We start from the raw sequence: 21027 nt of genomic DNA, 5'->3' as shown, positions 1-21027 counted from the left end.
ACCCACACTCAAGGAGTTATTGAAATGCGATTCATGATGCTGATGATCCCCAAAGGCTACGAAAGCGCCGCCGCCGGCACCCTGCCCAGCGCCGACGCCGTGGCCGCCATGATGAAGTACAACGAAGAGCTGCAAAAAGCCGGCGTGCTGCTCTCGCTTGAAGGCCTGCACCCGCCGTCCATGGGCGCGCGCGTGAGTTTCCCCGGCGGCAAGCCGCGCGTGAGCGACGGCCCCTTCGCCGAAGCCCGTGAAGTGGTGGGCGGCTTCTGGATGATCAACGTGGCCTCGCGCGAGGAAGCCATCCAATGGGCGTCTCGCTGCCCCGCCGCCGAAAACGAGACCATCGAGCTGCGCCAGGTCATGGAAATGTCGGATTTCCCGAGCGACGTGCAGGAAGCCGCCGCCGGCTTCACCGAGATGCAGCAGGCACCCAGCGGAAAAAGCACGGGCGCCTGAAGCGGCATGGCCTCGCATGAAACCCACCGCGCCATCGACGCCGTCTGGCGCATCGAGTCGGCCAAGGTCATCGCCAAGGTCGCGCGCATGGTGCAGGAGGTGGGCTTGGCCGAAGAGATCGCGCAGGACGCGCTGGTCACGGCACTCGAACGCTGGCCGAAGACCGGCGTTCCGGACAACCCGGGCGCCTGGCTCATGGCCGTTGCCAAGCACCGCGCCATTGATTACCTGCGGCGGCGCAAGCTGCTGGCGCTCAAGCACGAAGAGCTGGGCCGCGAACTCGAGATGGAGCAGGACATGGCTTTCGCCGACGTAGACGAGCCCGGCGATGGGGACGACGGCGCCGACGATTACGGCGACGACCTGCTGCGCCTGATCTTCACCGCCTGCCATCCGGTGCTGTCCACCGAGGCGCGCATCGCGCTCACGCTGCGGCTGCTGGGCGGCCTGAGCACCGACGAGATCGCGCGCGCCTTCCTGGTGCCTGAGCCCACGGTGGCCCAGCGCATCGTGCGCGCCAAACGCACCCTGGCCGAGGCGCGCGTTCCCTTTGAAGTGCCCGGCCCCGAAGAGCGCGATGCCCGGCTGGCCTCGGTGCTGGAAGTCATCTACCTGATCTTCAACGAAGGCTATTCGGCCACCTCGGGCAGCGACTGGATGCGGCCCGCGCTGTGCGATGAAGCCTTGCGGCTGGGGCGTGTGCTGGCCGAGCTCGCGACGCAGGAACCCGAAGTCCACGGCCTGGTCGCCCTCATGGAAATCCAGGCCTCGCGCGCCAAGGCGCGCACCGGGCCGTCAGGCGAACCCATCCTGCTGCTGGAACAAAACCGCGCACGCTGGGACCACCTGCTGATACGCCGCGGCTTCGCCGCACTTGCGCGCGCCGAGGCGCTGGGCGGTGCGCTGGGGCCGTATGCGCTGCAGGCCGCGATCGCCGCCTGCCATGCGCGCGCGCCCACGGGCGCCGACACCGACTGGACGCGCATCGCCGCGCTCTACGACGCGCTGGCACAGCTCGCGCCTTCACCGGTGGTGGAACTCAATCGCGCGGTGGCGCTGGCCATGGCCTTCGGCCCCGCCACGGGGCTGGAGGTGGCCGACGCGCTGCTGGCCGAGCCCTTGATGAAAAACTACCACTTGCTGCCCAGCGTGCGCGGCGACTTCCTGTTCAAGCTGGGCCGCCTCGAGGAAGCCCATGCCGAGTTCGAACGCGCCGCCTCGCTCACGCGCAACCTGCGTGAGCGCGAGCTGTTGCTGGCGCGCGCCGCGGCCTGTCTGCCGGACGCCACGCCGCGCCTGGGCTGAGCTTCAGCTCGCGGACTTGCGACCGCCCAGCATGCAGGCGATGGCGGCCAGCTGCAGCAGCACCGTCGCGCCGAAGTAAATACCCGTGCCCGCGCCCAGGTGCGCCGGAGCTCCGTTGCTGGTCACCAGTAGCAGGGCAAAAGTGGCGGGCGCCAGCGCCCACAAGCCCTGCGACATCGCGACGATCAGCGCCACCACGCGCGCCACGTCTTCCTTGACGAATTCCACCTGGGCCACCAGCGGCGGCAGCGAGGTCGCGTTGCCGATGCCGACGCCGAACAGCACCACGCCCAGAAGGATCAACGCGCCCTGGTGTTCCGCTGCGCAGGCCAAAGCCAGCGAACCGGCGATCTGCACCGCATAACTCACGCCGGCGACCAGACGGCGGTCAGCACCGGCCGGCATGCACTTGGCCACGATGGTGCGCCCGCCTATCGCGCAGGTGGTGGCCAGTGCCATCGCCAGGCCCGCGCCCTGGGCGCCCAGGGCCGAGACCAGCAGCGAATACAGGTGCGTGATCAAGCCGGCCTGCGCGAACAGGCTCAGTGCCATGGCGGCGGCCAAGGTGCGAAAGCTCCGGTCGCGCCACAGCAGCCGGCCGGGCAGCGGTTTGGCATGTGCCGAGGTGACGCTGCCGGGCGGCGCGCCCGGCGCATCGCCGTCGGGCCGCTGGCCCAGGCGCTCCGGCGTTTGCGCCACCACAAAAAAACTGAGGCAGCCCACGACGGCCAGCATGGCCGCGCCCACCCATAGCGTTGCGGCGGTAAATCCCATCATGGCGATCAGCGCGCCCCACAGAGGCGAAAAAATCACCCCGCCCAGGCTGGCACCGTTGTAAGCCTTGGCCAGCGCCATCGGCCGGCCGCGCACAAACCAGGGCGAGATGATGGCGTTGATGCCCGCCGCGCCCATGGTGACCCAGCCGCCGCCGGTCAGCAGCGCGGCGGTAAACAGTTGCCAAGGCTGGTCGGCCAGCGCCCAACCCATGAGGCCCAGGGCCAGCGCGGCGGCACCGGCCGCAGTGGTGGCGGCCACGCCCAGCCGGGCATGGATGCGCGGCAGGCAGGCCACCACACCCGCGCCGAACAAAAAGTGAAAGGTCACGGCGCTTGACACCAGCGGCAGCGCCCAGCCGGTGCGCGCCAGCACCGTGTGCAGAAAAATCGCCGGGCTGTAAAAGCCAATGCCCCAGCCGAAGATGGCCAGCACAAAGGCGGCGCGCACCACGGTGGCGCCAAAGAAGGCGCGCGGCGCCGGCGGTTGGAGGATGGGGGACGCGGACGTTTCCATGGGAGTTTCCTTGAGGGGCGGCGGTGCTTGCCGCATGGCCTCCATGGTGCGGCGCGCCGGGGTCGCGATACTTAGCTCTGGAGCGAAGCATGGGTTTTCTGATGCTGCTAAGGTTGCTGCTACGAGACCCCCAAACCCATGATGAACACCAACCAGATTGCCCACATCGCCTCGCTGGTCGGCGAACCGGCCCGCACCGCCATGCTGATGGAACTGCTGGACGGCCGTTCGCTTACGGCGCATGAACTGGCCGGCGCCGGCAACGTGTCGCCGCAAACCGCCAGCCGCCACCTCTCGCTGCTGGTCGAAGGCGGCCTGCTGCGCGTCGAGCAGCATGGTCGCCACCGATATCACCGTCTGGCCTCGGCCGACGTGGCCCGCGTGCTCGAAGGCATCACGCAGCTCGCGGCGCAGAACGCGCCCACTGTGCGCCGCGCCGTGGTGCCCGGCCCCAAGGACGCCGCCATGCGCATGGCGCGCAGCTGCTATGACCACATCGCCGGCCGGCTCGGCGTGGCGATTGCGCAGCACCTGGTGGCCGACGGCGCCATCGCGTTTGAGGGGGAGGCCGGCCACGTGACCGACAAGGCCGGCGCCGTGCTGGCGCGCCTGGGCATTGACCTGACGGCTTCACTGCCTGGCACCAACACCAAGCGGCCGTATTGCCGGCCATGCCTCGACTGGAGCGAGCGCCGTTTTCATGTGGCCGGGCAGCTGGGCACGCTGATTTGCGCGCATTGCCTGGACAGCGGCTGGTTGATGCGTCGCCAGGGCATGCGCGCGCTGGAGATCACGCCCAGGGGCGTGATGGCGCTGCGCGGCTGGATGGGGCAGGAAAACTGGCGGCAGGTGACGGAGGGCGATGCAGTGCCTGTGCAAGGGGAGCCACGAACCATGGCCGCCTGAGCCGGACGCCCGCAACCTGGCATTGCCGGCTGATTGTTTCGGCGCGAATCACGGGGGCATCGTGCGCGCGGAAGCCTACCTCTGCAGTGCCTGGGTTTAGACCTCAATGCCTTGAACGCTACGGAAACGGAGTTTTGGGGCCTTCCTCAGATGAGGGGATGTTCAAGCCTGCGCATTTGGTCCAGAATCGCCGCAAGTCTGGAATGCGCCATTGATGCCAGTTCCGGCGTTGCTGCCAATACATTAAGTCAGGTACTCACCGCCATGCCACTGTCCGAAGAAGAGCTCGTCGCGGGGCTCGTGCCCAACGACGACTACGCCCATCACATTGGCCAGGTCGTCAGTGTTGGAACGGAAACGCTCAGGGTCTTGAAGAAGCAATTCTCCATCACGACGCCATACCGCATAGACACCGTGCCGCTTAAAACCTGCGTGGGCTTGCGGTACGAGTCGGGTTCATCAGTCTTTCACATCATCGCCGGGGCAGTTCTGGTGGTATTGATGTTGGCCATCGCATACTTCCTCACCATTTATTGGTCACGGTTGGAGCCAGGGACGAGAGTCCAGGTGGGGCTGCTGACACTCGCCTTTGCGTACGGCCTCCGGTGGGCCTTCATGTCCAAGCATCATCGCCTGGTGTTCAACTTGCGGGACGGAGCGAGACTTCATTGGCGGTCTCGGTCTGGGGATTTCAAGTACCGTGAGCGCCCGGTTGAGAAGGTCATTGAGTACATGCGGTCCATTGGAGTCCCTGTGACCATGAATGAAGCACGCACTTAACGTGGATGGACGTTAAATTTCCTTGTGTCTGGATGATCGACCCTATCGAACCCGTCTTGCAGAATCCAAGACCAGACCACAGGGAGATAAGGAAACAAATGTTCGAGTCCGCTGACATCGCACACTGGGCAGTCGCAGAAGGGCATACCGGGGAGTACCCGTTCCAAGTCCGATTTCGCAGGTTTTCCGCCGAGCTCCCAAGACCCGGATATCCGAAAAGACTCAACGTGTTCTGGTCGATGCGATTGCCAAACGAAGACGGTCTTGCGACCAAAGCAGAGTTGGACCACCTTCACGTCTTCGAGGATCGGCTCGTAGCCGCGGTAGAACAAGACAAGTTCGTTTTGTTGGCTGCAGTTATTACCGGCCGCGCCGAGCGCGAGTTTGTTTTCTATCTACAGCAACCTCAGTTGTTCCTGAAGCGACTAAGCGACATGCCACAAGAGGGAGAGCGCTATCCAATAGAGATCCATCTTGCTGATGATCCCGAATGGAACTACTTCGATGACTTGCTCCCCAATGAGGGATAGGCCTAACTCTTTTATCGACCGCTCCTGGCGGATGTGGTGGAAATTGGTGGCCTCATATGTTGACTTCCCTTGCGAGACTATTTCAATGAGACAAGCCTCAGTGCCAGTTTTTGGAGTGAAGTTGTCAAGTTGTGCCGCAGCATTTTTCGGCATACATTAAGTTAGCCTTCTTGGATATTTGCTCCCTACCGAACTATCGAAAATATACATGCGCTACCTCATTGCATTGGCTTTTTGCTTCCTGCTGGTAACCCCGCAAGCGCATGCTTGTCTAGGGTACGGTTTATCGAACACGCTTTTCTTTGAGGCCATTCCAAGTCTCCAGACTGATGTTGATGTGATTGCGAAAGTTTCCTTGTCGGATGTCAATGAGGAAACGAGAACGGCAACAGCAACAGTCACGGCAACGGTCATGCAGGTTCTACAGACATCTGACACAAGGGTCAATCAAGGCGAAAAAGTCGCCATGAAATACGAGTTCTCAAGCTGCGGCCCGGATCACAGTAATGGTGAGGAAGGAATGATCATTGCGAAAGCCGGTACAGACAGCAAAGGCCTTCTTGTGTTGTATCCGTATATGCGCAGGCGTGATGATGGTCAGATAACGCCGCCATTCATGATGAAGTCCCAGATCTGTGGCAAGTTGAAGGAGCAGACCACGGATTTTTGTGCGCCTCATTAATGACCTATCGTCTCTTTCCAGTTTTCGCTGCGCAGGCTAACCGTTGTCTGGCTCGGACATGCAGCAGGAGGCCTCAATCAGGCTGGCGATCCGACTGTCTTTTATAAATAAGCTCAGCGTGCTTCTATGCATCCAACACCCAATGTCACCTTCGTCCCAGACTTTGTGGCAAGTCACCAGGACCTGTTTGACCATCTGCTGTCTTGGGTCGCTTGGGATGAGCGCCTGCGCGCGCGAAAGACCGCAAGCTTTGGGGTCTCCTACGACTACTCGGGTATCACATATCCACAAGTTGCCATGCCTGAAAGCCTTCAAGGAATCTGCAAACAGATCGAGGCAACATTGGGCTTTCATCCCAACAACTGCCTGCTGAATCACTACCCGGATGGCCAGTCTTCAATGGGCTTTCACTCCGACTCAACTGAAGAACTGGCAGAAGGTACCGGAGTCGCGATCATTTCCCTCGGCAGCGAGCGCGAGATAATGTTCCGCTACAAGCAGCTTCGTTCACACGAAATCCCATACGCACTGACTCCGGGTTCTCTTTTGTACATGTCAAACGAGCTCCAGTCCTTGTGGCTCCACGCCATTCCTAAGTCACCCGGCGCTGGTCAGAGAATCAGCCTCACCTTTAGGCTTATGCTCAAGATTGGTGCCTAATCCTTGATCAATGGAGCAAGCTATTCAAATGAGACAAACCTCAATGCTGGTTTTTATGGGCGAAGTCGCCAAGTTATGCCACAGCATTTTTCGGCATGCATCACCTTAGGGCCCATATGGCAAATCGATCCTACCTATTGAACACTGATATCTTGACCAGCGACCCGCAGGTATTGCAGGTGGGGTTGAGCCGCGGCAGCGAATACGTGGAAATTGCAGAGGCGGCCTATCGCATTCCTCTCCCGTGGCTGTGTTGCTTCAGGAACGTGCCGCTTTACAAAGTGAGTGTCCCGATGGAAGCCGGCTTCACAGACGGTCAAGCGGAACCGTTCGTTATCGAGCTTCCTTGCGTTGAGGTGGCAACCGCGAAACGCAATCTCGAACTCAGCCTCTCCATATTCCAGGAAGTAGCTGGCGATCCCGGCATGGGCGAAGACTACTGGAAGCTTGCCTGCGACGGCCTCGCAGATCTACCACTTCCCTATCTGACCTTGAACCCTATCGAAGTTCTGTTCATGGGTGACCCCACCGAAGAGTCGGTGGCCTTCGCAGCGTGCATACGCTCTCCGTCACCACCGATCTCGCTGATGAAACGCATCTCTGGGTTCAAAGATGGCTTCTCGGCATTTAGCGCCAAGGACTTCTATTCGCTCCCTTTGGCAGAACTTGATCATCAAGCGCGCCTCTCGTGCTCGCGCTCGCTGGATTCAGGATATTTGGGCCGAGATCACAGGTACTGGCATAGGTCGACTCCAAGTCCGACACCTTCAACTTCCGATTCGATGCCCGAATCCAAGGTTGTCGCCGAATCATTCAGGCTGGCTCCTTCCGCCGTCGACGTTCCGCTTAAACCCGACCTCATGAGCAACGAGCCTTTCGATCCATCCAAACAACTCTACCCTCTGGGCTATCTTCTGCGCCTCGCCGCAGTCTTGGCTTTGGTGATAGGCGGAGGAGTCTGCGTAATTTTTTACAACCAAATCGTCGGAGGGGTAATGTGGATATGTGTGCCGTTCTTTCAGAGGTTTAGCGGACTTCGAGAGATGCACAAAAAACACAAGGCAGAAATGGCAGCGTTTCTAGCGCGATCCAGAGAACTCAAGCCCTGAAAAGGCAAATGCCGCCGGGGTCACTCATGCTTCGTTTCAAATTTCTCGTTGCGATCAGCCTATGTCCGGTCGCCGCAAGTGCTGGCCTGGATATAACGGCTTATGAAAATCTGACCATTGTCCGATCACCGCGAGTCGCCAAAGACGGAGAACCGACAGGACAGAATCAGGTCAAATTAGCCCCGGTGCATTTTGCTGAGCGCTTTGCCGGGCTGACAGCAGGAGCGGTGTACCGCTATCAGTCGTCCTTTGAGTTCAGGGCAGGTTCCTACTCCGGCTACAACTATTGGAGGAATGAGCTAGCGAAACTCGCTGGCTACGAGCAGACACCGTACAAGGCGTTTAATGGCAAGGCCGAGCTTCGGTACGACGCTACCGTTTGGAACACCAAGAGAGGGCCATTCTGGGAATTCATTGATTTTTCTGACGCCGAAGGCGTCATTGGTCCGGTTGTCTGCAAACGCGTCTACGGAGACTTCCTCCAGTACCAAGCTGCGGCGTCGAAGCATCCCGACGAATACTTTCGCACCTCCTATGGGGACTGGAAGAAGGCGTTTTCCATGTGTGCCAATGGTGGAGCTATCGTCTTTCATTGACCCCGGACCAATACGAGTGCGCTATCTGACTATGCCCAGCCCCTCCTTCAAGTAGTGGGCCTGCCTTCGGCAGTCAGCTTAAGTCAAACTTTATACCCCCACTTGCCCCTTTCTCAAACATGCGAAATCTCTTTGTCACACTACTTCTCTTCTTAGCCTCAGCCGTCCATGCCGGCCAAGGAGCAGAGTATGTCAACTCCTACTTCGAGATCTGGCTTAAAGCCCACAACTTCAACGACTTCGAAAAGAGGAAGGACGGAATCTATTTCCCACGAACGGGAGTCTTGCTTGGTGGGGAGATCCATGAGGCCAAAGAGCTGACTCCGGGGAAGTTCTACTCTGTCGAATCGCGGATATCCATAACCTTCAAGAATGGCAGAAGGCTTGACGACTACGTCGCTGGTGCCGGAACAAAGACAGATGAAGCCTTCTACGACTCCCTGCAAAACTTCTGCCTAACCACTTTGCACCCGATTTATGCCGAACTATTCAATCGCGAAGACCCGCACGTTCGGAAGGCAACCTGGAAGATCGGCGGAGCCCCCCGACGTGTATTCCTTTCAGAGTGGGGTCAACGCGGCACGAAAGTGAGCGAGTCCGTCCAAGCGCAGGTTGAGAAACTCCTTGCTGAAGAATTGCAGGGCTCAAGCATGTCTCCCGAACTTCATTGGGTAAAGCTCGTCGTGTTCATCAACGAGGGAAAGCTTCAAACCCTGGTCGTCACGGTCGACGGCGTTACTCAGGAAAACGCCACGCGACGGCTGGCTGCATACAACTGGCCCACTGCGAAAGGGTTCTCCGTGGCGAAGTTGTTCTTGGTCATTGGTGGGGTCTAACCCTTCCATTTAGTCCCCACAATCCACGCCTATGCACACACTTTCCGCACTCGCCTCTGCTATCGGCATCTTGCTCTGGTCGTCGCAAGTCTTCGCTGAAGACCTGACTATTCGGCTGACTGATCCCAATTTCAAGGTTATCGTGCCTGGCGCGCCGCAGGTTCAGTTTCACCCGCATCCCTCAGCGTTACAAAATCCAGCCGCACTACTGCTGGGCTCAACACCGGATGGATTGAATGTCTCTGCGCTCTCGGAGAAGGCTGATGGCGCATCGGCCCAGCAGTGTGCAAGCTGGCTCGTTGGGAGCACTATGTCAAGGTACAAGCCGGATCTTGCTACTGTGCAAATTATTCCCGCAGGCGCTAACGCCTGGGTGCTCTTGTACGCGTTCAAAATTGGGCCAATCGAGCAACTGAAGGCTCACGTGTTTTCCGGCAATAACAAAGGCCGATGCCTGGAAATTCACATGTCGCGTCTTGGTGGGACTCCAGAGCAACGCGAAGCGTGGTTCCGTAGCTTCCGCGGCATCACGGTCAGTGCTGAGCTTGAGTAGTGGCGTTGGCAGTCGCAAATTTTGACCGCGGCATTTTGCGGCATACATTACGTCAGGCTTCCAGTCTTCTAACCCCATGACAGAGTTTGGCCCATCAGAACAGGTCTATGTCGAAAACGATTGGTACGACGGGCCGCGCGCTGGGGTCGCCAGCATTAACGGCAAGCCTCATCGCTTCGTGTCCCAATTCGATGAGCAGGAAGATGAATACTTGGGAACGTTCCTCGTCTGGCCCATTCAGGCAGCAGAGCTTTCGCTCGAGCAAGAGCAGTGGAAAATCTTCGTGAGCTGGAACGACGACTACGAAGCAGGAAGAGTTGGTGTCGATTCACACCCAGGACATCCCGGTACAAACGAGCGCTGGGATGAAATTAACGCCCTCCTCAAGACCAGCCGAGAGTCAATGCCCAGCGGCGCGAGGCGCGCCAAAGCTGAAATGATTTTTGTCGAAGGCGATCGCCGCTACGCGTCGTCTGGCCCTTCATATCATTTGTCATGGCGGCTGCTTTGAAGCTGTCGCGAGCCGCCCGTCATTCAACTAAATCGCAATCGGATCCACATCAATCGCCCAACGAATCAGGCTTTTGAATTCCGCCTGCTGGCGCGTTTCAAACAGCACCGGCTGCCAGGCCGCCAAAAAGCGCTGCAGCGCCACGCGCGAAGAACTTTCGACCAGCATCTGCGCGCGCTCGATGTCGGCCACGCGCTGTATCGTCATCGGCACCGCCGGGTAGGCCGTGACCTGGCCGTTGCCCGTGAGCTGCAGCGCATCGGCCTGGGCCGCCGCCGCATTCAGAAAGCCTTGCGCCACCTCCTGCGTGCGCGCCTCGGCGCGCACCAGCGCCGAAAAACCGAAGGGCGACATGCCGGCCGCTTCGCGTTCGGCCAGCTGCTGCGCCGCGAAGCCCGCGTAATCGTGCCGCTTGAGCGCCTCGAACAAAGGGTGCTCGGGATGGAAGGTCTGCACCCACATCTCGCTGGCGCCGCTATGGCGCGCGTCGCGGCCGGCCCGGCCGCCGGCCTGCATCAGCAGGCTGAAGAGTCGCTCGGGCGCGCGGAAGTCGCTGGAGAACAGCGCGCCGTCGGGGTTGATGGCGGCCACCAGCGTGATGTGCCGGAAGTCGTGGCCCTTGGCGATCATCTGCGTGCCGACCAGCACGTCGACCTCGCCCGCATGCACGCTGGCCAGCTGTGATTCGAGCGCGCCCTTGAGCCGCGTGGTGTCGGCGTCTATGCGCGCGATGCGCACCGGCTCGCCGTCGGGCCGCTTCACGCCGGCCAGCAGCTCGGCCAGGTGCTCTTCCAGCCGCTCGGTGCCGCGGCCCACGGGCGCGATGTCGATGTTGCCGCAGCTCGGGCAGGCGCGCGGCACGCGCTCGGTGAAACCGCAGTGGTGGCAGCGCAGGGTGCGGTCCATCTTGTGGAAGACGCGAAACGCGCTGCAATGCGGGCACTCGCTTTTCCAGCCGCAGTCATGGCAGGCCAGCACCGGCGCATAACCGCGCCGGTTCAAAAAGATCAGCGACTGCTCGCCGCGCGCCACGCGCTGCGCGATCGCGTCCAGCAGCGGCGGCGCGATGATGCAGTGCTTGGGCTGGTGGTTCATGTCCACGCGCCGCACCGTGGGCAGGCTGCCGGCGTCGCCCAGGGGGCCCGGTTCGCTGGCTAGCAGCGGGGTGGAAGCTTCGGGCTGAGGCCCGGCGGAGTAGGGCGCCAGCTCTTCGCCGGTTGATGAAACCGTCCCGATTCGCTCGTCCATGATGAGGCGCTGGTAGCGTCCCGCCAGCGTGGCCTGCCAGCTCTCCAGCGAAGGCGTGGCCGAGCCCAGCAGCACGCGGCAGGGGCCGTGCGCGTGCGTGGCGTCTTCGGTTTCTATCTTGGCGCGGTAGACCGCCAGGTCGCGCGCTGAATAACGCGCGCCTTCCTGTTGCTTGTAGCTCGGGTCGTGTTCCTCGTCGACCACGATCAGTCGCAAATTGGGCATGGAGGCGAACACCGCCATGCGTGTGCCCAGCACCAGGCGCGCATGGCCGGCGTGGGCCGCCAGCCAGCTTTTCAGGCGCTGGGCCGGCGTCAGGCCGCTGTGCAGGGCCACCACGCGCTCCTTGCCGAGGTGGGAAAACCGCTGCTCGAAGCGCGATTGCAGCTGCGGCGTGAGGTTGATCTCGGGCACCATCACCAGCACCTGCGCGGCCGGGTCGAGCTCGAGCACGCGGGCCGCGGCGCGCAGGTAGACCTCGGTCTTGCCGCTGCCGGTGGCACCAAACAGCAGCGCGGGCCGGCTGTCGGCATGGAATTCAGCCAGCACGGCGGCCTGCTGGGTGCTGAGCGCCCACAAGCCGCCGCCGTCCGGCGCGCAACTGGTGTCGGCCACCGGGCGCTTGAGCCGCCGCGCCAGCTGGACGTTGCTGAGGTCGCGCAGCTGCGGCGGCAGCGCGGCCAGCGCCACCTCGCCCAGCGAGCGCTGGTAATAAGCCGCGGTGAACTGCACCAGCTTGCGCCAGGTGGCGGACAAGGGGGGCAGGCCTTCCAGCGCGCCGGCGACGTGGCGCGTCTGCATTTCCAGCAGCGCGCCGCTGTCGGCGAGCAGCTCCCAGACCACGCCCAGGACTTCGCGCCGGCCCAGCGGCACGCGCACCAGCGAGCCCACAGGCAGTGGCGACTCACTCTGGTAAGTCAGGGGCCCGGCGATGGAACTGTGCGCGGGCGCCGCGACGACGACTTGCAACCAATAGCTCATTCGGAGTAACTAAATGTGTTTACTTCTTGAGGAATACATCCAGATAATGCGCTAAGTCCTTGATTTCGCGCCACTTTACAGATTTCCAGATTTTCTGTGGATAACTTTGTTGACAGCTTGTCCGCGAAGGTCGCGAAGCCTTGTAAATCAAGGCTTTTCTTAAATTGCCCGGAAAAAAAGCAATTTAAAGTCTTTATATAAATCAAGGACTTACGAGCGCTATTGCTTTGATAGCGCGAGATCGGACAGAGTCCCCGCATTGCGGCGGCGCAACAAGATTTTTGTGCATAAGTCCAGCAGCCAAGGCCCGGTTTTGTGCTAGCCATGGTTGAAATCGGCCAATTTCGGGCAGTTTCGGGATATGCGCAAAAAGCGTTAGCTGCGGGCAGTGCGCATGCTGCGAGAGTGAGCGTGCACTGCGCGCACCAGTACTTCGACGCTCTCGGGCGGCGTGTGCTGGCTGATGCCGTGGCCCAGGTTGAAAATATGGGTCGGCCCGGCCTTATGGGGGTCGGTATGGGGGGCGCCAAAGCTGTCCAGCACGGCAGCCACTTCGGCCTCGATCTGCGCCGGATTGGCGAAAAGCACATTGGGGTCCAGGTTGCCCTGCAGTGCCTTGGCCTGCGGCCCCTGCTCGCCGACCAGCGCGCGGGCGCGGGCCAGGTTGACGGTCCAGTCCAGCCCCAGCACCTCGCAGTCGAGCTGCGCCATGGCTTCCAGCCACTGGCCGCCGCCCTTGGTGAACACCAGGCGCGGGATCTTCACGCCCTCATGTTCGCGTTTGAGCTGGGCCAGCACGCGGGCCGTGTAGGCCAGGCTGAAGGTTTTGAAGGCCGCGTCGGCCAGCACGCCGCCCCAGCTGTCGAAAATCATCACGGCCTGGGCGCCGGCTTCGATCTGGGCGTTCAGATAAGTGGCCACCGCGTCGGCGTTCACGGCCAGCATCTTGTGCATCAGGTCGGGGCGCTGGTAGAGCATGGTCTTGACCAGGCGGTAGTCGTCGGAGCCCGCGCCTTCGACCATATAGCAGGCCAGCGTCCAGGGGCTGCCCGAAAAGCCGATCAGCGGCACGCGGCCGTCCAGAGCCTTGCGGATGGAGGTGACGGCGTCGAACACATAGCGCAGTTTGGCCATGTCGGGCACCTGCAACTTGGCCACGGCGGCCTCGTCGCGCACCGGCGTGGCAAAGCGCGGGCCCTCGCCCAGCGCGAAAGACAGGCCCAGGCCCATGGCGTCGGGCACGGTCAGGATGTCGCTGAACAGGATGGCGGCGTCCAGCGGGTAGCGCTCCAGCGGCTGCAGCGTGACCTCGGTGGCGTAGTCGGTGTTGGTGGCCAGGCCCATGAAGCTGCCGGCCTGGGCGCGCGTGGCGCGGTATTCGGGCAAATAGCGGCCGGCCTGGCGCATCAGCCAGACGGGGGTGTGGGGGGTGGCCTGGCGCAGGCAGGCGCGCAAAAAAGTATCGTTTTGAAGGGGTGCGAACATGCACCGATTGTCTCAGGTGTGAGTCTGTGTCCGCTGGCACAGGCACTGGCACTGGCGCGGCTTCGGATTTACCATGGCCGCACGGGCCCCGACCAGGCCCGGAACAATGTCCAAGGAGTGTTTCCATGCGCATGAACGACCAGGAATATTTCCGCAGCTGCATCGCCAAGGAACGCCACCTGGCGCAGTTGCTGGGGCACACGCACATCGAGGAATGCTACGAAAGTGCGGGCACGCTGTGGGACAGCGCCCAGGCCCTGCCGCAATGGACGCGCGACTGGCGCGCCTGCGGGCCGCTGATGACGGCGCACTGCATCAGCGTGAACTATGACGGCGAAGGCGCGACCCTGGGCGCCACCACGGTGCACTTCAGCGACCACCCGAGCCGCGACCGCGCCGTGATGTACGGCATCGTCAAGGAAGTGATCTTCCGGCTGGAGCACCAACGCCAGCCCCAGCAACAGCATCACAAGGCCGCCGCCTAGCGGCCGCGTCACATCGGCAAGGTCTTGATAAAGGCCTCCAGCTCATCAATCGGCAGCGGCTTGCAGAATAAATACCCCTGGTAGCAGTCGCAGCCGTGGCGCGACAAAAAGTCGCGCTGCGCCTCGGTTTCCACGCCCTCGGCCACCACGCCCAGGCCCAGGCTTTGCGCCAGGCCGATGATGGTGCGCGCGATGGCGGCGTCGTTGGGGTCGCGCAGGATGTCTTCCACAAAGGACTTGTCGATCTTGAGCTGGTCCAGCGGCAGGCGCTTGAGGCAGGACAGCGAGGAGTAGCCCATGCCGAAATCGTCGAGCGACAGGGTCACGCCCATTTTTTTGAGCCTGGCCATCTTGGTGATGGTGATTTCCATGTCCTCGGCCAGCAGGCTCTCGGTGAGCTCCAGCTTGAGCTTGTGCGGGCTGACCTGGGTTTCCTTGAGTGCGGCCATCACCAGGTCGACAAACTCGGGGTGGCGGAACTGCCGCACGCTGACGTTGACCGCGATGCTCAGCGCCGCGGTTTCGGGGCGCTGCGCCCAGGCCGCGAGCTGCCGGCAGGCCGTCTCCAGCGCCCACTGGCCCAGCGGCAGTATCAGCCCGGCGTCTTCGGCCGCCGGGATGAATTCGGCGGGCTGCACCAGCCCGCGCTCGCCATGCCGCCAGCGCAGCAACGCCTCCACACCCGTCATGCGGCCGTCGCGGCCCACCTGCGGCTGGTAATACAGCAGGAACTGCTTTTCGCGCAGGCCCTGGCGCAGGTCCGACTGCAGCGCGGCGCTGGCGGTCACGGCGGCCTGCATGGCCGGGTTGAAAAAACAGACCGTGTTGCGCCCCGACATCTTGGCCTGGTACATCGCGAGGTCGGCCTGCTTGAGCAGGTCGCCGATGTTGTTAAGGGTCTGGTTGAAGGCGGTCACGCCTATGCTGCAGGTGCTGTAGTGCTGGTAGCCCGCCAGGCTGTAGGGCTCGCACAGCGCGGCCAGGATCTGCCCGCTCACGATCTCGGCCTTGACGGTGGCTTCAGCGGGGTCCTGGCCCAGGTCTTCCAGCATGACCACGAACTCGTCGCCGCCCAGGCGCGCCACCGTGTCGGTCTGCCGCACGCAGGCCGCCAGGCGCCTGGCCACCTGCTGCAGCAGCAGGTCGCCCTTCTGGTGGCCCATGGTGTCGTTGAGCGTCTTGAAGTTGTCCAGGTCGATGAACATCAGCGCGCCTTCGCGCGGATGCCGGCGGTTGTGCAGCAGCGCCTTGTCCAGCCGCTCCATCAGCAGCTGGCGGTTCGGCAGCTGGGTCAGCGGGTCGTAGAAGGCCAGGTGCTTGATCTCGCTTTCCGCCACCTTGCGCCGCGTGATGTCGCGCCCCACCGCCACCCAGTGCGTGACGAAGACGCCGGCATCGTCGGCTACCGGCACGATGTCGATCTCCATCCAGAAATGCCGGCCGTTCTTTTTGTAGGTGATGAGCTCGGCCTGCACCGGCTCGCCCTTCTGGAAGGCGTTGCGCAGGCGCTCGAGTTCGCTGCGCTGTGTCAGCGGCCCGCACAGCAGGCGCGGCGAATGGCCCAGCGCCTCGCCGGGGCTGTAGCCCGTGTGCTGCTCGAAGGCATTGTTGACGAAGATGATGCGCAGCCCGGGCCGGCCCGAGGGAACGGCTTCGGCGATGAGCACGATGTCGTTGAGCCGCGAGATGCTGGTCTCCAGCAGCATGAGCTGCTCGCGCGCCTTGCGCCGCTCGCTGACGTCGCGAAAATAAATCGCCAGCCCGTCGGGATAGGGGTAGGCGCGTATCTCGAACCACCTGTCGAGCGGCGCATACAGGGCCTCGAACTCCACCTGGTAGTTGCCGGCCACCGCCGCGCGCACCTGCTCCGAGAACAGGGTGTTGATGGCGCCCGGGAACTCCTTCCAGATGCTTTTGCCGAGCAGCTCCGTGGACGGCCGGCCCAGCAGCCGCGCGCCTTCGCGGTTCAGGTAGCTGAAGCGCCACTGCGGGTCCAGCGTGTAAAAGCCTTCGGTGATGCTCTCCAGCGTGATGCCCAGGCGTGTGGCCAGGCGCTGGGCGTCCTCACCGGTCTGCGCAGCCTGCGGCGCCTCGGCGTGCCGCGCATCCAGCTGGGCGGCGGCCAGCCCGGCCAGTGTCTCCAGGTCCTCTTCCTGCTCGGGGCCCAGGCTGCGCGCTGTTTTGTCCATGACCGCCAGCACGCCCAGCAGCGTGCCGTCCTCCCGGCTCAGCGGCAGGCCTCGGTAAAAGCTGATCTGGGCCGCGCCGCGCGCCGGCAGCGGCGGCTGGCGCGGCGGTGTCTCGAGCGTGGCGCTGCACAGCGCGACCAGCCCCTCGCGCTCCTGCGCGGAAAAACCGGTGCCCGCGACGAACGCGGCTTCGCCGTTTTCAAGGGCCGCGACGATGGCGATCGGCACGCCGCAGGCGCGGGCGGCCAGCCGGGCGAGCCGGTCGGCGCCGGAATGCGGCAGCACATGGAGCGCGAAGGCGGCGGGCGCTACGGAGGGAACGGAGACGGACACGGGCAAGCACCTGCTTTTCAGACATTCGATCAATGATGCTGACGCATGGCGAGGCGGTTTTCACACGGAGATTTGAAAGCGTTGGCGATAAAGCGTTGCAAAACGTTCCGTCACTTACCTGCGCACGGTTTTGTCCTACGCTGCAGGTCTGTGGCGCCTCACGACAGCACGCAGCCCCACCCTTCATGCTGCACCACCCCTCCACGCTATTGGCGCGGCCTTCCCGTTGTTCCCGTGTTTTTATTCCAGGCAAGGACCCATGAGCCCTCTCGAACTTGACCAGTTGCAGCAATGCCCTGATATCGCCACCCTGCAAACCGTCTTGGGGACCCTGTGTAGCCGCTTCGGCTCGGTCACGCAGCTCAACATCGTGCCGGCCGCCCATGCCGGCAAGCAGCAGGCCCTGTGCTTCGTGCGCATGGCTTCGGAGGAGGAAGAGCAGAAGCTCATGAGCGGCCTGGGCATAGGCCGCTTCGGCGGTGAACTGGTGGTGGTCGTGGATTTGCTGGCGGATCAGCCCTCACCAAGCGCCGACCTGTGGAGTTCCGCCGCCTGAGGTGGCTTTATTTCGCGGCCGGGACGCCCACCGAAACGTGCCTGAGCAGCAGGCGCTCCAGTGCGTTCAGCGTCTCATAGGATTCGGCGAAGTCGGCGAACAGCGTGGCGTTGTCGGGCGCGGCGGCCTTACCCTGCCAGGCCGCGCGGAACTGCTCGAAGATCTCGCCGAAGCTGCGGCGGCCGTCTATCAGGCCCAGGATCTTCGCGCCGTACTTGCCCGGGTTGACCATCACGGAAACACCCGAATGCTGGTGCCTGAGCATGAAGGGCTGGCCGCGGCTGTTGCCGAACACCTGCGCCGCGATCTCGCCTGTCAAAGGCTCGTGGTAGAAAAAAGGCACGTAATCGGGATCGCCGTATGGCGCGGTGCAGGCTGCATCGCGCGTCAGGTACAGCGAATGCGTGATGATGTTGCCGCCCATCAGCTCGGCCATTTCGTACTGCTGCCTCAGCGGCAGCTTGCGCAGCGCCGCAGCCATGGCCGGCGGCTTGCTGCCCAGCACCATGTGTGGCAGGTAAGGTGAGCGGCCGCGCTGCACGTCGCTGAAGGCCAGGTGCATGCCGTGGCTGCCCTTGCCACCGGCGCCTCCGTCTCCCAGCCAGTCGAACAGCTCGCCCACACTGTACGAGCGGTCCTGCGAATGCAGCAGCAAGTCGTAGATGCCGGCGTCCCCGGCCTTGTGGTCGTGGTGCAGCTCTTCGCTGCGCTTGAACCAGTTGCCCGGCGGCAGGCTGGCCAGGATGTCGCGGGTGTTGGCGATCTTGCGCTGTGCATCGGTCTCGCCGCCGTTGACCATGCGCATCAGCGCTTGCATCTGGTAGACGCCGATGCGGCCCGTGGTGGCATAGACCATCAGCCCGATGGCGCCGCCTTCTTTGAGCACGCTCATGAGCGCCTTGAAGCCCAGGTCGGGATCGGCCAGGTGGTGCAGCACGCCGCTGCAGTTGATGTAGTCGAATTTGCCAAGCTGCGCCGCCAGCGCCGGCAGGTTCAGCAGCGAATCGTGCACCCAGGTGATGTTGACCAGCCCGCGGATCTGCGCGCGCTCTTTGGCCAGTGCGATGCTGGCCTCGCTCATGTCCAGGTGCACCACTTGGGCATCGGTGTGGCGCAGTTGCTCGGCCAGGAAAATCGTAGCGTCACCCGTGCCGCCACCGGCCACCAGCGCCCGGAAGCCCTTCTGGAAGGACTGCTTTCCGGCGAAGCAGTAGTGGTTGATCATGGGCAGGTCTTCCAGCCAGGTCAGCACCAGGCGCTTGCGGTCGTCCTGCGGGTCGCAAGGCGGGTAAGGCAGGGCCTCGTACTGGTTTCGGACCTCGGGCAGGTAGTTGTCGGGCATGGAGATATTCCAGAAATTAGCTGCAAAGACGTATTGTCTCCGGCTGCAGCCTGGGCCTGGCGTTCCAAACCAAGTGACAGCACGGAACCGGCTTTGCCGGGCCGTAGGTGTCGCCCCCCTGCAAGGGGGGATCCGGCTACACGCAGTGAGCCGAGAAGGGGGTGTGCCTACTGCTCTTACCTGACGGGCAAGAACTGGAGGAACGTACCGCCCAAGAGGTTCTGGACATAAGTGATCACGGCACGCCTGTATTTCTCGGTCAGCACCGAGGCCAGCAAATCCAGCCGGCCTATGACCTTGCCGAACTCGCGCTCGAAGCTCAGGTTGCGTTCGCGCTCGGTGATCTCGTCGGCCAGCAGCAGGGGCTGGCCCGCGGCATTGCGGCGATTCGACAGCATCCAGACGGCAATCTCGATGTTGCGCGCGGCGTTGTAGATGTACTGCGCGTCCAGGCTGTCGGTCAGGTAGAAGCTGGTTTTTCCGCCGTGGGCCGTGACCACCATGTCGGCGCTGGCGTAGATGAAGGCGGCCACGCGGTCGCCCTTGAAATCCGGGCCCAGGGCCAGCGACAGCGCCGCGATGTCGCGCCGGCCCTGCAGCTCCGGCCAGGGTGTGCGTGTATCGACGGCCACGCGCAGCTGGGCCAGGGCCGCGTCGCGGCTGACGGTGCTGGTCTTTCGCCATTCGGCCGGGTTGCGGCGGTACAGCTTATCGGCCAGGCGCAGCAGGCTTTCAAGGTTGTCCCGCATGCCCAGCGTGGCCATGCGGTTCACGTCCGACTGGCCCACCTCGCTGGCGGCCATGGGCGCGGCCTGGGCTTCACCTCTGTGTATGGGCGCCGGGCCGGCGCAACCGGCCAGTGCCGCGAGGGCCAGCAGCAGCGAAAGGCGGAAGAAGAAAAAAAGCGAAGGCGGAACGGCGGGGGCGGCAGGGGTGGGAGGGAAGGTGGTTGCCGTGCGCAGGGACATGGCGCATTCTCAGCGGCCGCGCCCGGCCGCGCAAGCATGGCTTTCCCGGGCCTTGGTGAGGCGCAAGCTCAGGCCGAAGCCGCGCCCGTGCGAGCCGCCGTGTCCAGCAGGCCGCGCGACTGCAGCACCCGGTGGTCTATCTTGATGCAGTGGTCCTGCACCACCAGCAGGCCGGCGGCCTCGGCTTTGGCCGCCGCGGCCGGATTGCTGATGCCCAGCTGCATCCAGACCGCCTTGGCGCCTATGGCGATGGCCTCGTCGACCACGGGCGGAATGTCGGCGCTGTTGCGAAAGCAGTTCACCAGTTCGATTTTTTCGTGGCGCGCGGCCTCGGTCAGCGAGGCATAGGCTTTTTCGCCGAGCACCTCGGTGGCGTTGGGGTTCACCGGGATGATGCGGTAGCCGTTGGCTTGCATGTAGCGAGCCACGTCAAAACTGGCGCGGTGCGGATGGGGCGACAGGCCCACCACCGCGATGTTGCGGTAATGGTTCAGGATGTGGGGCATGCGTTCGGCAGAGGGCAGGGAAGTCATGGCGGGCCTTTGCAGGAGATGTTTAAGCGTCCTTGTATTTGACCGAGCAGCCATACGCACGGCTGCTCGCCACGCTCAGCGGCTTGCCGCCCAGCGCTTCCGTCAGGCCCTGGCGCACGTAGTTGGTGGCGGTCTTGATGTCGTCCACGCGGGCCGAAGGAATGCTGTCGATGCCGCCGGCATAGACCAGTTGGCCTTGCGGGCTGATGATGTACATGTGCGGCGTGGTCTTGGCGCCGTAGAGCTGGCCGAGCTGGCCCGATTCGTCCATCAGCGTGGCGCTGGGCTGGCCCTGTTTCCCGGTCATCCAGCCGGCGAGCCTGGCGGGCGCCAGGTAGTCGCCGCTGCCGGCTTCGGTGGAATTGACGGCCAGCCACACCACGCCCTTGCCGGTGAATTCTTTTTGCAGGGCCTGCATGTTGCCGCTGTAGTGCTTGCGTACAAAAGGGCAGCCCGGGTTGGTCCATTCCAGCACCACCAGCTTGCCTTTGTAGTCGCTCAGGCGATGCGTCTTGCCGGAGGTGTCCATGGCGGAAAAGTCGGGTGCCGCCTGGCCCACGGCGGCTGCGGAAGCGGCCCGGGCGGAAAGTGGGGACAGCGCGGCCGTGGCCAGCCAGGGCGCGGCGGCCAGGGCGCCGGAAAAATGGCGGCGGTTCAATGGCCGCGCAGAGCGTGCTTGATCATTCATGGCTT

The 21027-nt window shown here is 63.0% G+C and carries 22 protein-coding genes; 14 read left to right on the top strand and 8 right to left on the bottom strand.

Features of this window, described 5'->3' with window-relative positions:
- Positions 1 to 24 precede the first annotated feature (24 nt).
- Positions 25 to 456, top strand: coding sequence for a YciI family protein (locus AC1D0O_RS19190; protein WP_477655086.1), 432 nt, complete (start codon positions 25 to 27; stop codon positions 454 to 456).
- A 6-nt stretch (positions 457 to 462) separates the two neighbouring features.
- Positions 463 to 1761, top strand: a complete 1299-nt coding sequence (locus tag AC1D0O_RS19185; RefSeq protein ID WP_477655085.1) for an RNA polymerase sigma factor — start codon at positions 463 to 465, stop codon at positions 1759 to 1761.
- Positions 1762 to 1764: 3 nt separating this feature from the next.
- Here AC1D0O_RS19185 and AC1D0O_RS19180 read toward each other — a convergent pair whose 3' ends face one another.
- Positions 1765 to 3051 carry an MFS transporter gene (locus AC1D0O_RS19180; RefSeq protein ID WP_477655084.1) on the bottom strand — a complete coding sequence of 429 codons (1287 nt, stop codon included), beginning with the start codon at positions 3049 to 3051 and terminating at the stop codon, positions 1765 to 1767.
- A 141-nt stretch (positions 3052 to 3192) separates the two neighbouring features.
- Here AC1D0O_RS19180 and AC1D0O_RS19175 point away from each other — a divergent pair, with 141 nt between their 5' ends.
- The 10 genes from AC1D0O_RS19175 to AC1D0O_RS19130 all read left to right on the top strand — a co-directional run bounded on the left by AC1D0O_RS19175 (position 3193) and on the right by AC1D0O_RS19130 (position 10214).
- Complete coding sequence (locus AC1D0O_RS19175) at positions 3193 to 3957, top strand: ArsR/SmtB family transcription factor (protein ID WP_477655122.1); 765 nt, start codon at positions 3193 to 3195, stop codon at positions 3955 to 3957.
- Positions 3958 to 4221: 264 nt separating this feature from the next.
- A complete protein-coding gene (locus tag AC1D0O_RS19170; protein ID WP_477655083.1) occupies positions 4222 to 4737 on the top strand; it encodes a hypothetical protein in 516 nt (171 codons plus the stop codon).
- A 98-nt stretch (positions 4738 to 4835) separates the two neighbouring features.
- A complete protein-coding gene (locus AC1D0O_RS19165) occupies positions 4836 to 5267 on the top strand; it encodes a DUF695 domain-containing protein (protein WP_477655082.1) in 432 nt (143 codons plus the stop codon).
- A gap of 208 nt (positions 5268 to 5475) precedes the next feature.
- Entirely contained in the window at positions 5476 to 5949 is a 474-nt protein-coding gene (locus tag AC1D0O_RS19160; protein ID WP_477655081.1) for a hypothetical protein, read from the top strand.
- Positions 5950 to 6075: 126 nt separating this feature from the next.
- A complete protein-coding gene (locus AC1D0O_RS19155; RefSeq protein ID WP_477655080.1) occupies positions 6076 to 6609 on the top strand; it encodes an alpha-ketoglutarate-dependent dioxygenase AlkB in 534 nt (177 codons plus the stop codon).
- Between the two features lie 152 nt (positions 6610 to 6761).
- Positions 6762 to 7718 carry a hypothetical protein gene (locus tag AC1D0O_RS19150; RefSeq protein WP_477655079.1) on the top strand — a complete coding sequence of 319 codons (957 nt, stop codon included), beginning with the start codon at positions 6762 to 6764 and terminating at the stop codon, positions 7716 to 7718.
- A 26-nt stretch (positions 7719 to 7744) separates the two neighbouring features.
- Positions 7745 to 8314 carry a hypothetical protein gene (locus tag AC1D0O_RS19145; RefSeq protein ID WP_477655078.1) on the top strand — a complete coding sequence of 190 codons (570 nt, stop codon included), beginning with the start codon at positions 7745 to 7747 and terminating at the stop codon, positions 8312 to 8314.
- A 119-nt stretch (positions 8315 to 8433) separates the two neighbouring features.
- On the top strand, positions 8434 to 9150 hold the full coding sequence (locus AC1D0O_RS19140) for a DUF6348 family protein (protein WP_477655077.1): 717 nt from the start codon (positions 8434 to 8436) through the stop codon (positions 9148 to 9150).
- A gap of 31 nt (positions 9151 to 9181) precedes the next feature.
- Positions 9182 to 9703: a hypothetical protein gene (locus AC1D0O_RS19135; protein ID WP_477655076.1), complete on the top strand. Its 522-nt coding sequence runs from the start codon at positions 9182 to 9184 to the stop codon at positions 9701 to 9703.
- Between the two features lie 76 nt (positions 9704 to 9779).
- Positions 9780 to 10214 carry a hypothetical protein gene (locus tag AC1D0O_RS19130; RefSeq protein WP_477655075.1) on the top strand — a complete coding sequence of 145 codons (435 nt, stop codon included), beginning with the start codon at positions 9780 to 9782 and terminating at the stop codon, positions 10212 to 10214.
- 27 nt (positions 10215 to 10241) lie between these two features.
- On the opposite strand, the gene priA is transcribed toward AC1D0O_RS19130, so the two are convergent.
- Positions 10242 to 12443 carry a replication restart helicase PriA gene (priA, locus tag AC1D0O_RS19125; RefSeq protein WP_477655074.1) on the bottom strand — a complete coding sequence of 734 codons (2202 nt, stop codon included), beginning with the start codon at positions 12441 to 12443 and terminating at the stop codon, positions 10242 to 10244.
- Between the two features lie 375 nt (positions 12444 to 12818).
- On the bottom strand, positions 12819 to 13928 hold the full coding sequence (gene hemE, locus AC1D0O_RS19120) for a uroporphyrinogen decarboxylase (RefSeq protein WP_477655073.1): 1110 nt from the start codon (positions 13926 to 13928) through the stop codon (positions 12819 to 12821).
- Between the two features lie 125 nt (positions 13929 to 14053).
- Here hemE and AC1D0O_RS19115 point away from each other — a divergent pair, with 125 nt between their 5' ends.
- The gene (locus AC1D0O_RS19115; protein ID WP_477655072.1) at positions 14054 to 14413 is read left to right on the top strand and encodes an aminoacyl-tRNA synthetase; all 360 of its coding nucleotides are present in this window, start codon (positions 14054 to 14056) and stop codon (positions 14411 to 14413) included.
- A gap of 8 nt (positions 14414 to 14421) precedes the next feature.
- Here AC1D0O_RS19115 and AC1D0O_RS19110 read toward each other — a convergent pair whose 3' ends face one another.
- Positions 14422 to 16935, bottom strand: coding sequence for a sensor domain-containing protein (locus tag AC1D0O_RS19110; protein WP_477655071.1), 2514 nt, complete (start codon positions 16933 to 16935; stop codon positions 14422 to 14424).
- Positions 16936 to 17194: 259 nt separating this feature from the next.
- Here AC1D0O_RS19110 and AC1D0O_RS19105 point away from each other — a divergent pair, with 259 nt between their 5' ends.
- Positions 17195 to 17491 carry a hypothetical protein gene (locus tag AC1D0O_RS19105; RefSeq protein WP_477655070.1) on the top strand — a complete coding sequence of 99 codons (297 nt, stop codon included), beginning with the start codon at positions 17195 to 17197 and terminating at the stop codon, positions 17489 to 17491.
- Between the two features lie 7 nt (positions 17492 to 17498).
- Here AC1D0O_RS19105 and AC1D0O_RS19100 read toward each other — a convergent pair whose 3' ends face one another.
- The 4 genes from AC1D0O_RS19100 to AC1D0O_RS19085 form a co-directional block, all read right to left on the bottom strand.
- A complete protein-coding gene (locus AC1D0O_RS19100) occupies positions 17499 to 18833 on the bottom strand; it encodes a class I SAM-dependent methyltransferase (protein ID WP_477655069.1) in 1335 nt (444 codons plus the stop codon).
- Positions 18834 to 19009: 176 nt separating this feature from the next.
- The gene (locus AC1D0O_RS19095) at positions 19010 to 19801 is read right to left on the bottom strand and encodes a hypothetical protein (RefSeq protein WP_477655068.1); all 792 of its coding nucleotides are present in this window, start codon (positions 19799 to 19801) and stop codon (positions 19010 to 19012) included.
- Between the two features lie 68 nt (positions 19802 to 19869).
- On the bottom strand, positions 19870 to 20334 hold the full coding sequence (locus AC1D0O_RS19090; RefSeq protein WP_477655067.1) for a CoA-binding protein: 465 nt from the start codon (positions 20332 to 20334) through the stop codon (positions 19870 to 19872).
- Between the two features lie 22 nt (positions 20335 to 20356).
- A complete protein-coding gene (locus tag AC1D0O_RS19085; protein ID WP_477655066.1) occupies positions 20357 to 21022 on the bottom strand; it encodes a thioredoxin family protein in 666 nt (221 codons plus the stop codon).
- Positions 21023 to 21027: the final 5 nt, after the last annotated feature.

The organism is Polaromonas sp. P1_F2, assembly GCF_056405735.1.
This window is presented reverse-complemented; position numbering and strand designations above follow the sequence as displayed.

What these genes read in the sequence shown, in the direction of transcription:
- AC1D0O_RS19190 (WP_477655086.1), top strand. Translation starts at nt 25, where the DNA reads ATGCGATTCATGATGCTGATGATCCCCAAAGGCTACGAAAGCGCCGCC.
- AC1D0O_RS19185 (WP_477655085.1), top strand. Translation starts at nt 463, where the DNA reads ATGGCCTCGCATGAAACCCACCGCGCCATCGACGCCGTCTGGCGCATC.
- AC1D0O_RS19180 (WP_477655084.1), bottom strand. Translation starts at nt 3,051, where the DNA reads ATGGAAACGTCCGCGTCCCCCATCCTCCAACCGCCGGCGCCGCGCGCC.
- AC1D0O_RS19175 (WP_477655122.1), top strand. Translation starts at nt 3,193, where the DNA reads ATGAACACCAACCAGATTGCCCACATCGCCTCGCTGGTCGGCGAACCG.
- AC1D0O_RS19170 (WP_477655083.1), top strand. Translation starts at nt 4,222, where the DNA reads ATGCCACTGTCCGAAGAAGAGCTCGTCGCGGGGCTCGTGCCCAACGAC.
- AC1D0O_RS19165 (WP_477655082.1), top strand. Translation starts at nt 4,836, where the DNA reads ATGTTCGAGTCCGCTGACATCGCACACTGGGCAGTCGCAGAAGGGCAT.
- AC1D0O_RS19160 (WP_477655081.1), top strand. Translation starts at nt 5,476, where the DNA reads ATGCGCTACCTCATTGCATTGGCTTTTTGCTTCCTGCTGGTAACCCCG.
- AC1D0O_RS19155 (WP_477655080.1), top strand. Translation starts at nt 6,076, where the DNA reads ATGCATCCAACACCCAATGTCACCTTCGTCCCAGACTTTGTGGCAAGT.
- AC1D0O_RS19145 (WP_477655078.1), top strand. Translation starts at nt 7,745, where the DNA reads ATGCTTCGTTTCAAATTTCTCGTTGCGATCAGCCTATGTCCGGTCGCC.
- AC1D0O_RS19140 (WP_477655077.1), top strand. Translation starts at nt 8,434, where the DNA reads ATGCGAAATCTCTTTGTCACACTACTTCTCTTCTTAGCCTCAGCCGTC.
- AC1D0O_RS19135 (WP_477655076.1), top strand. Translation starts at nt 9,182, where the DNA reads ATGCACACACTTTCCGCACTCGCCTCTGCTATCGGCATCTTGCTCTGG.
- AC1D0O_RS19130 (WP_477655075.1), top strand. Translation starts at nt 9,780, where the DNA reads ATGACAGAGTTTGGCCCATCAGAACAGGTCTATGTCGAAAACGATTGG.
- priA (WP_477655074.1), bottom strand. Translation starts at nt 12,443, where the DNA reads ATGAGCTATTGGTTGCAAGTCGTCGTCGCGGCGCCCGCGCACAGTTCC.
- hemE (WP_477655073.1), bottom strand. Translation starts at nt 13,928, where the DNA reads ATGTTCGCACCCCTTCAAAACGATACTTTTTTGCGCGCCTGCCTGCGC.
- AC1D0O_RS19115 (WP_477655072.1), top strand. Translation starts at nt 14,054, where the DNA reads ATGCGCATGAACGACCAGGAATATTTCCGCAGCTGCATCGCCAAGGAA.
- AC1D0O_RS19105 (WP_477655070.1), top strand. Translation starts at nt 17,195, where the DNA reads ATGAGCCCTCTCGAACTTGACCAGTTGCAGCAATGCCCTGATATCGCC.
- AC1D0O_RS19100 (WP_477655069.1), bottom strand. Translation starts at nt 18,833, where the DNA reads ATGCCCGACAACTACCTGCCCGAGGTCCGAAACCAGTACGAGGCCCTG.
- AC1D0O_RS19095 (WP_477655068.1), bottom strand. Translation starts at nt 19,801, where the DNA reads ATGTCCCTGCGCACGGCAACCACCTTCCCTCCCACCCCTGCCGCCCCC.
- AC1D0O_RS19090 (WP_477655067.1), bottom strand. Translation starts at nt 20,334, where the DNA reads ATGACTTCCCTGCCCTCTGCCGAACGCATGCCCCACATCCTGAACCAT.
- AC1D0O_RS19085 (WP_477655066.1), bottom strand. Translation starts at nt 21,022, where the DNA reads ATGAATGATCAAGCACGCTCTGCGCGGCCATTGAACCGCCGCCATTTT.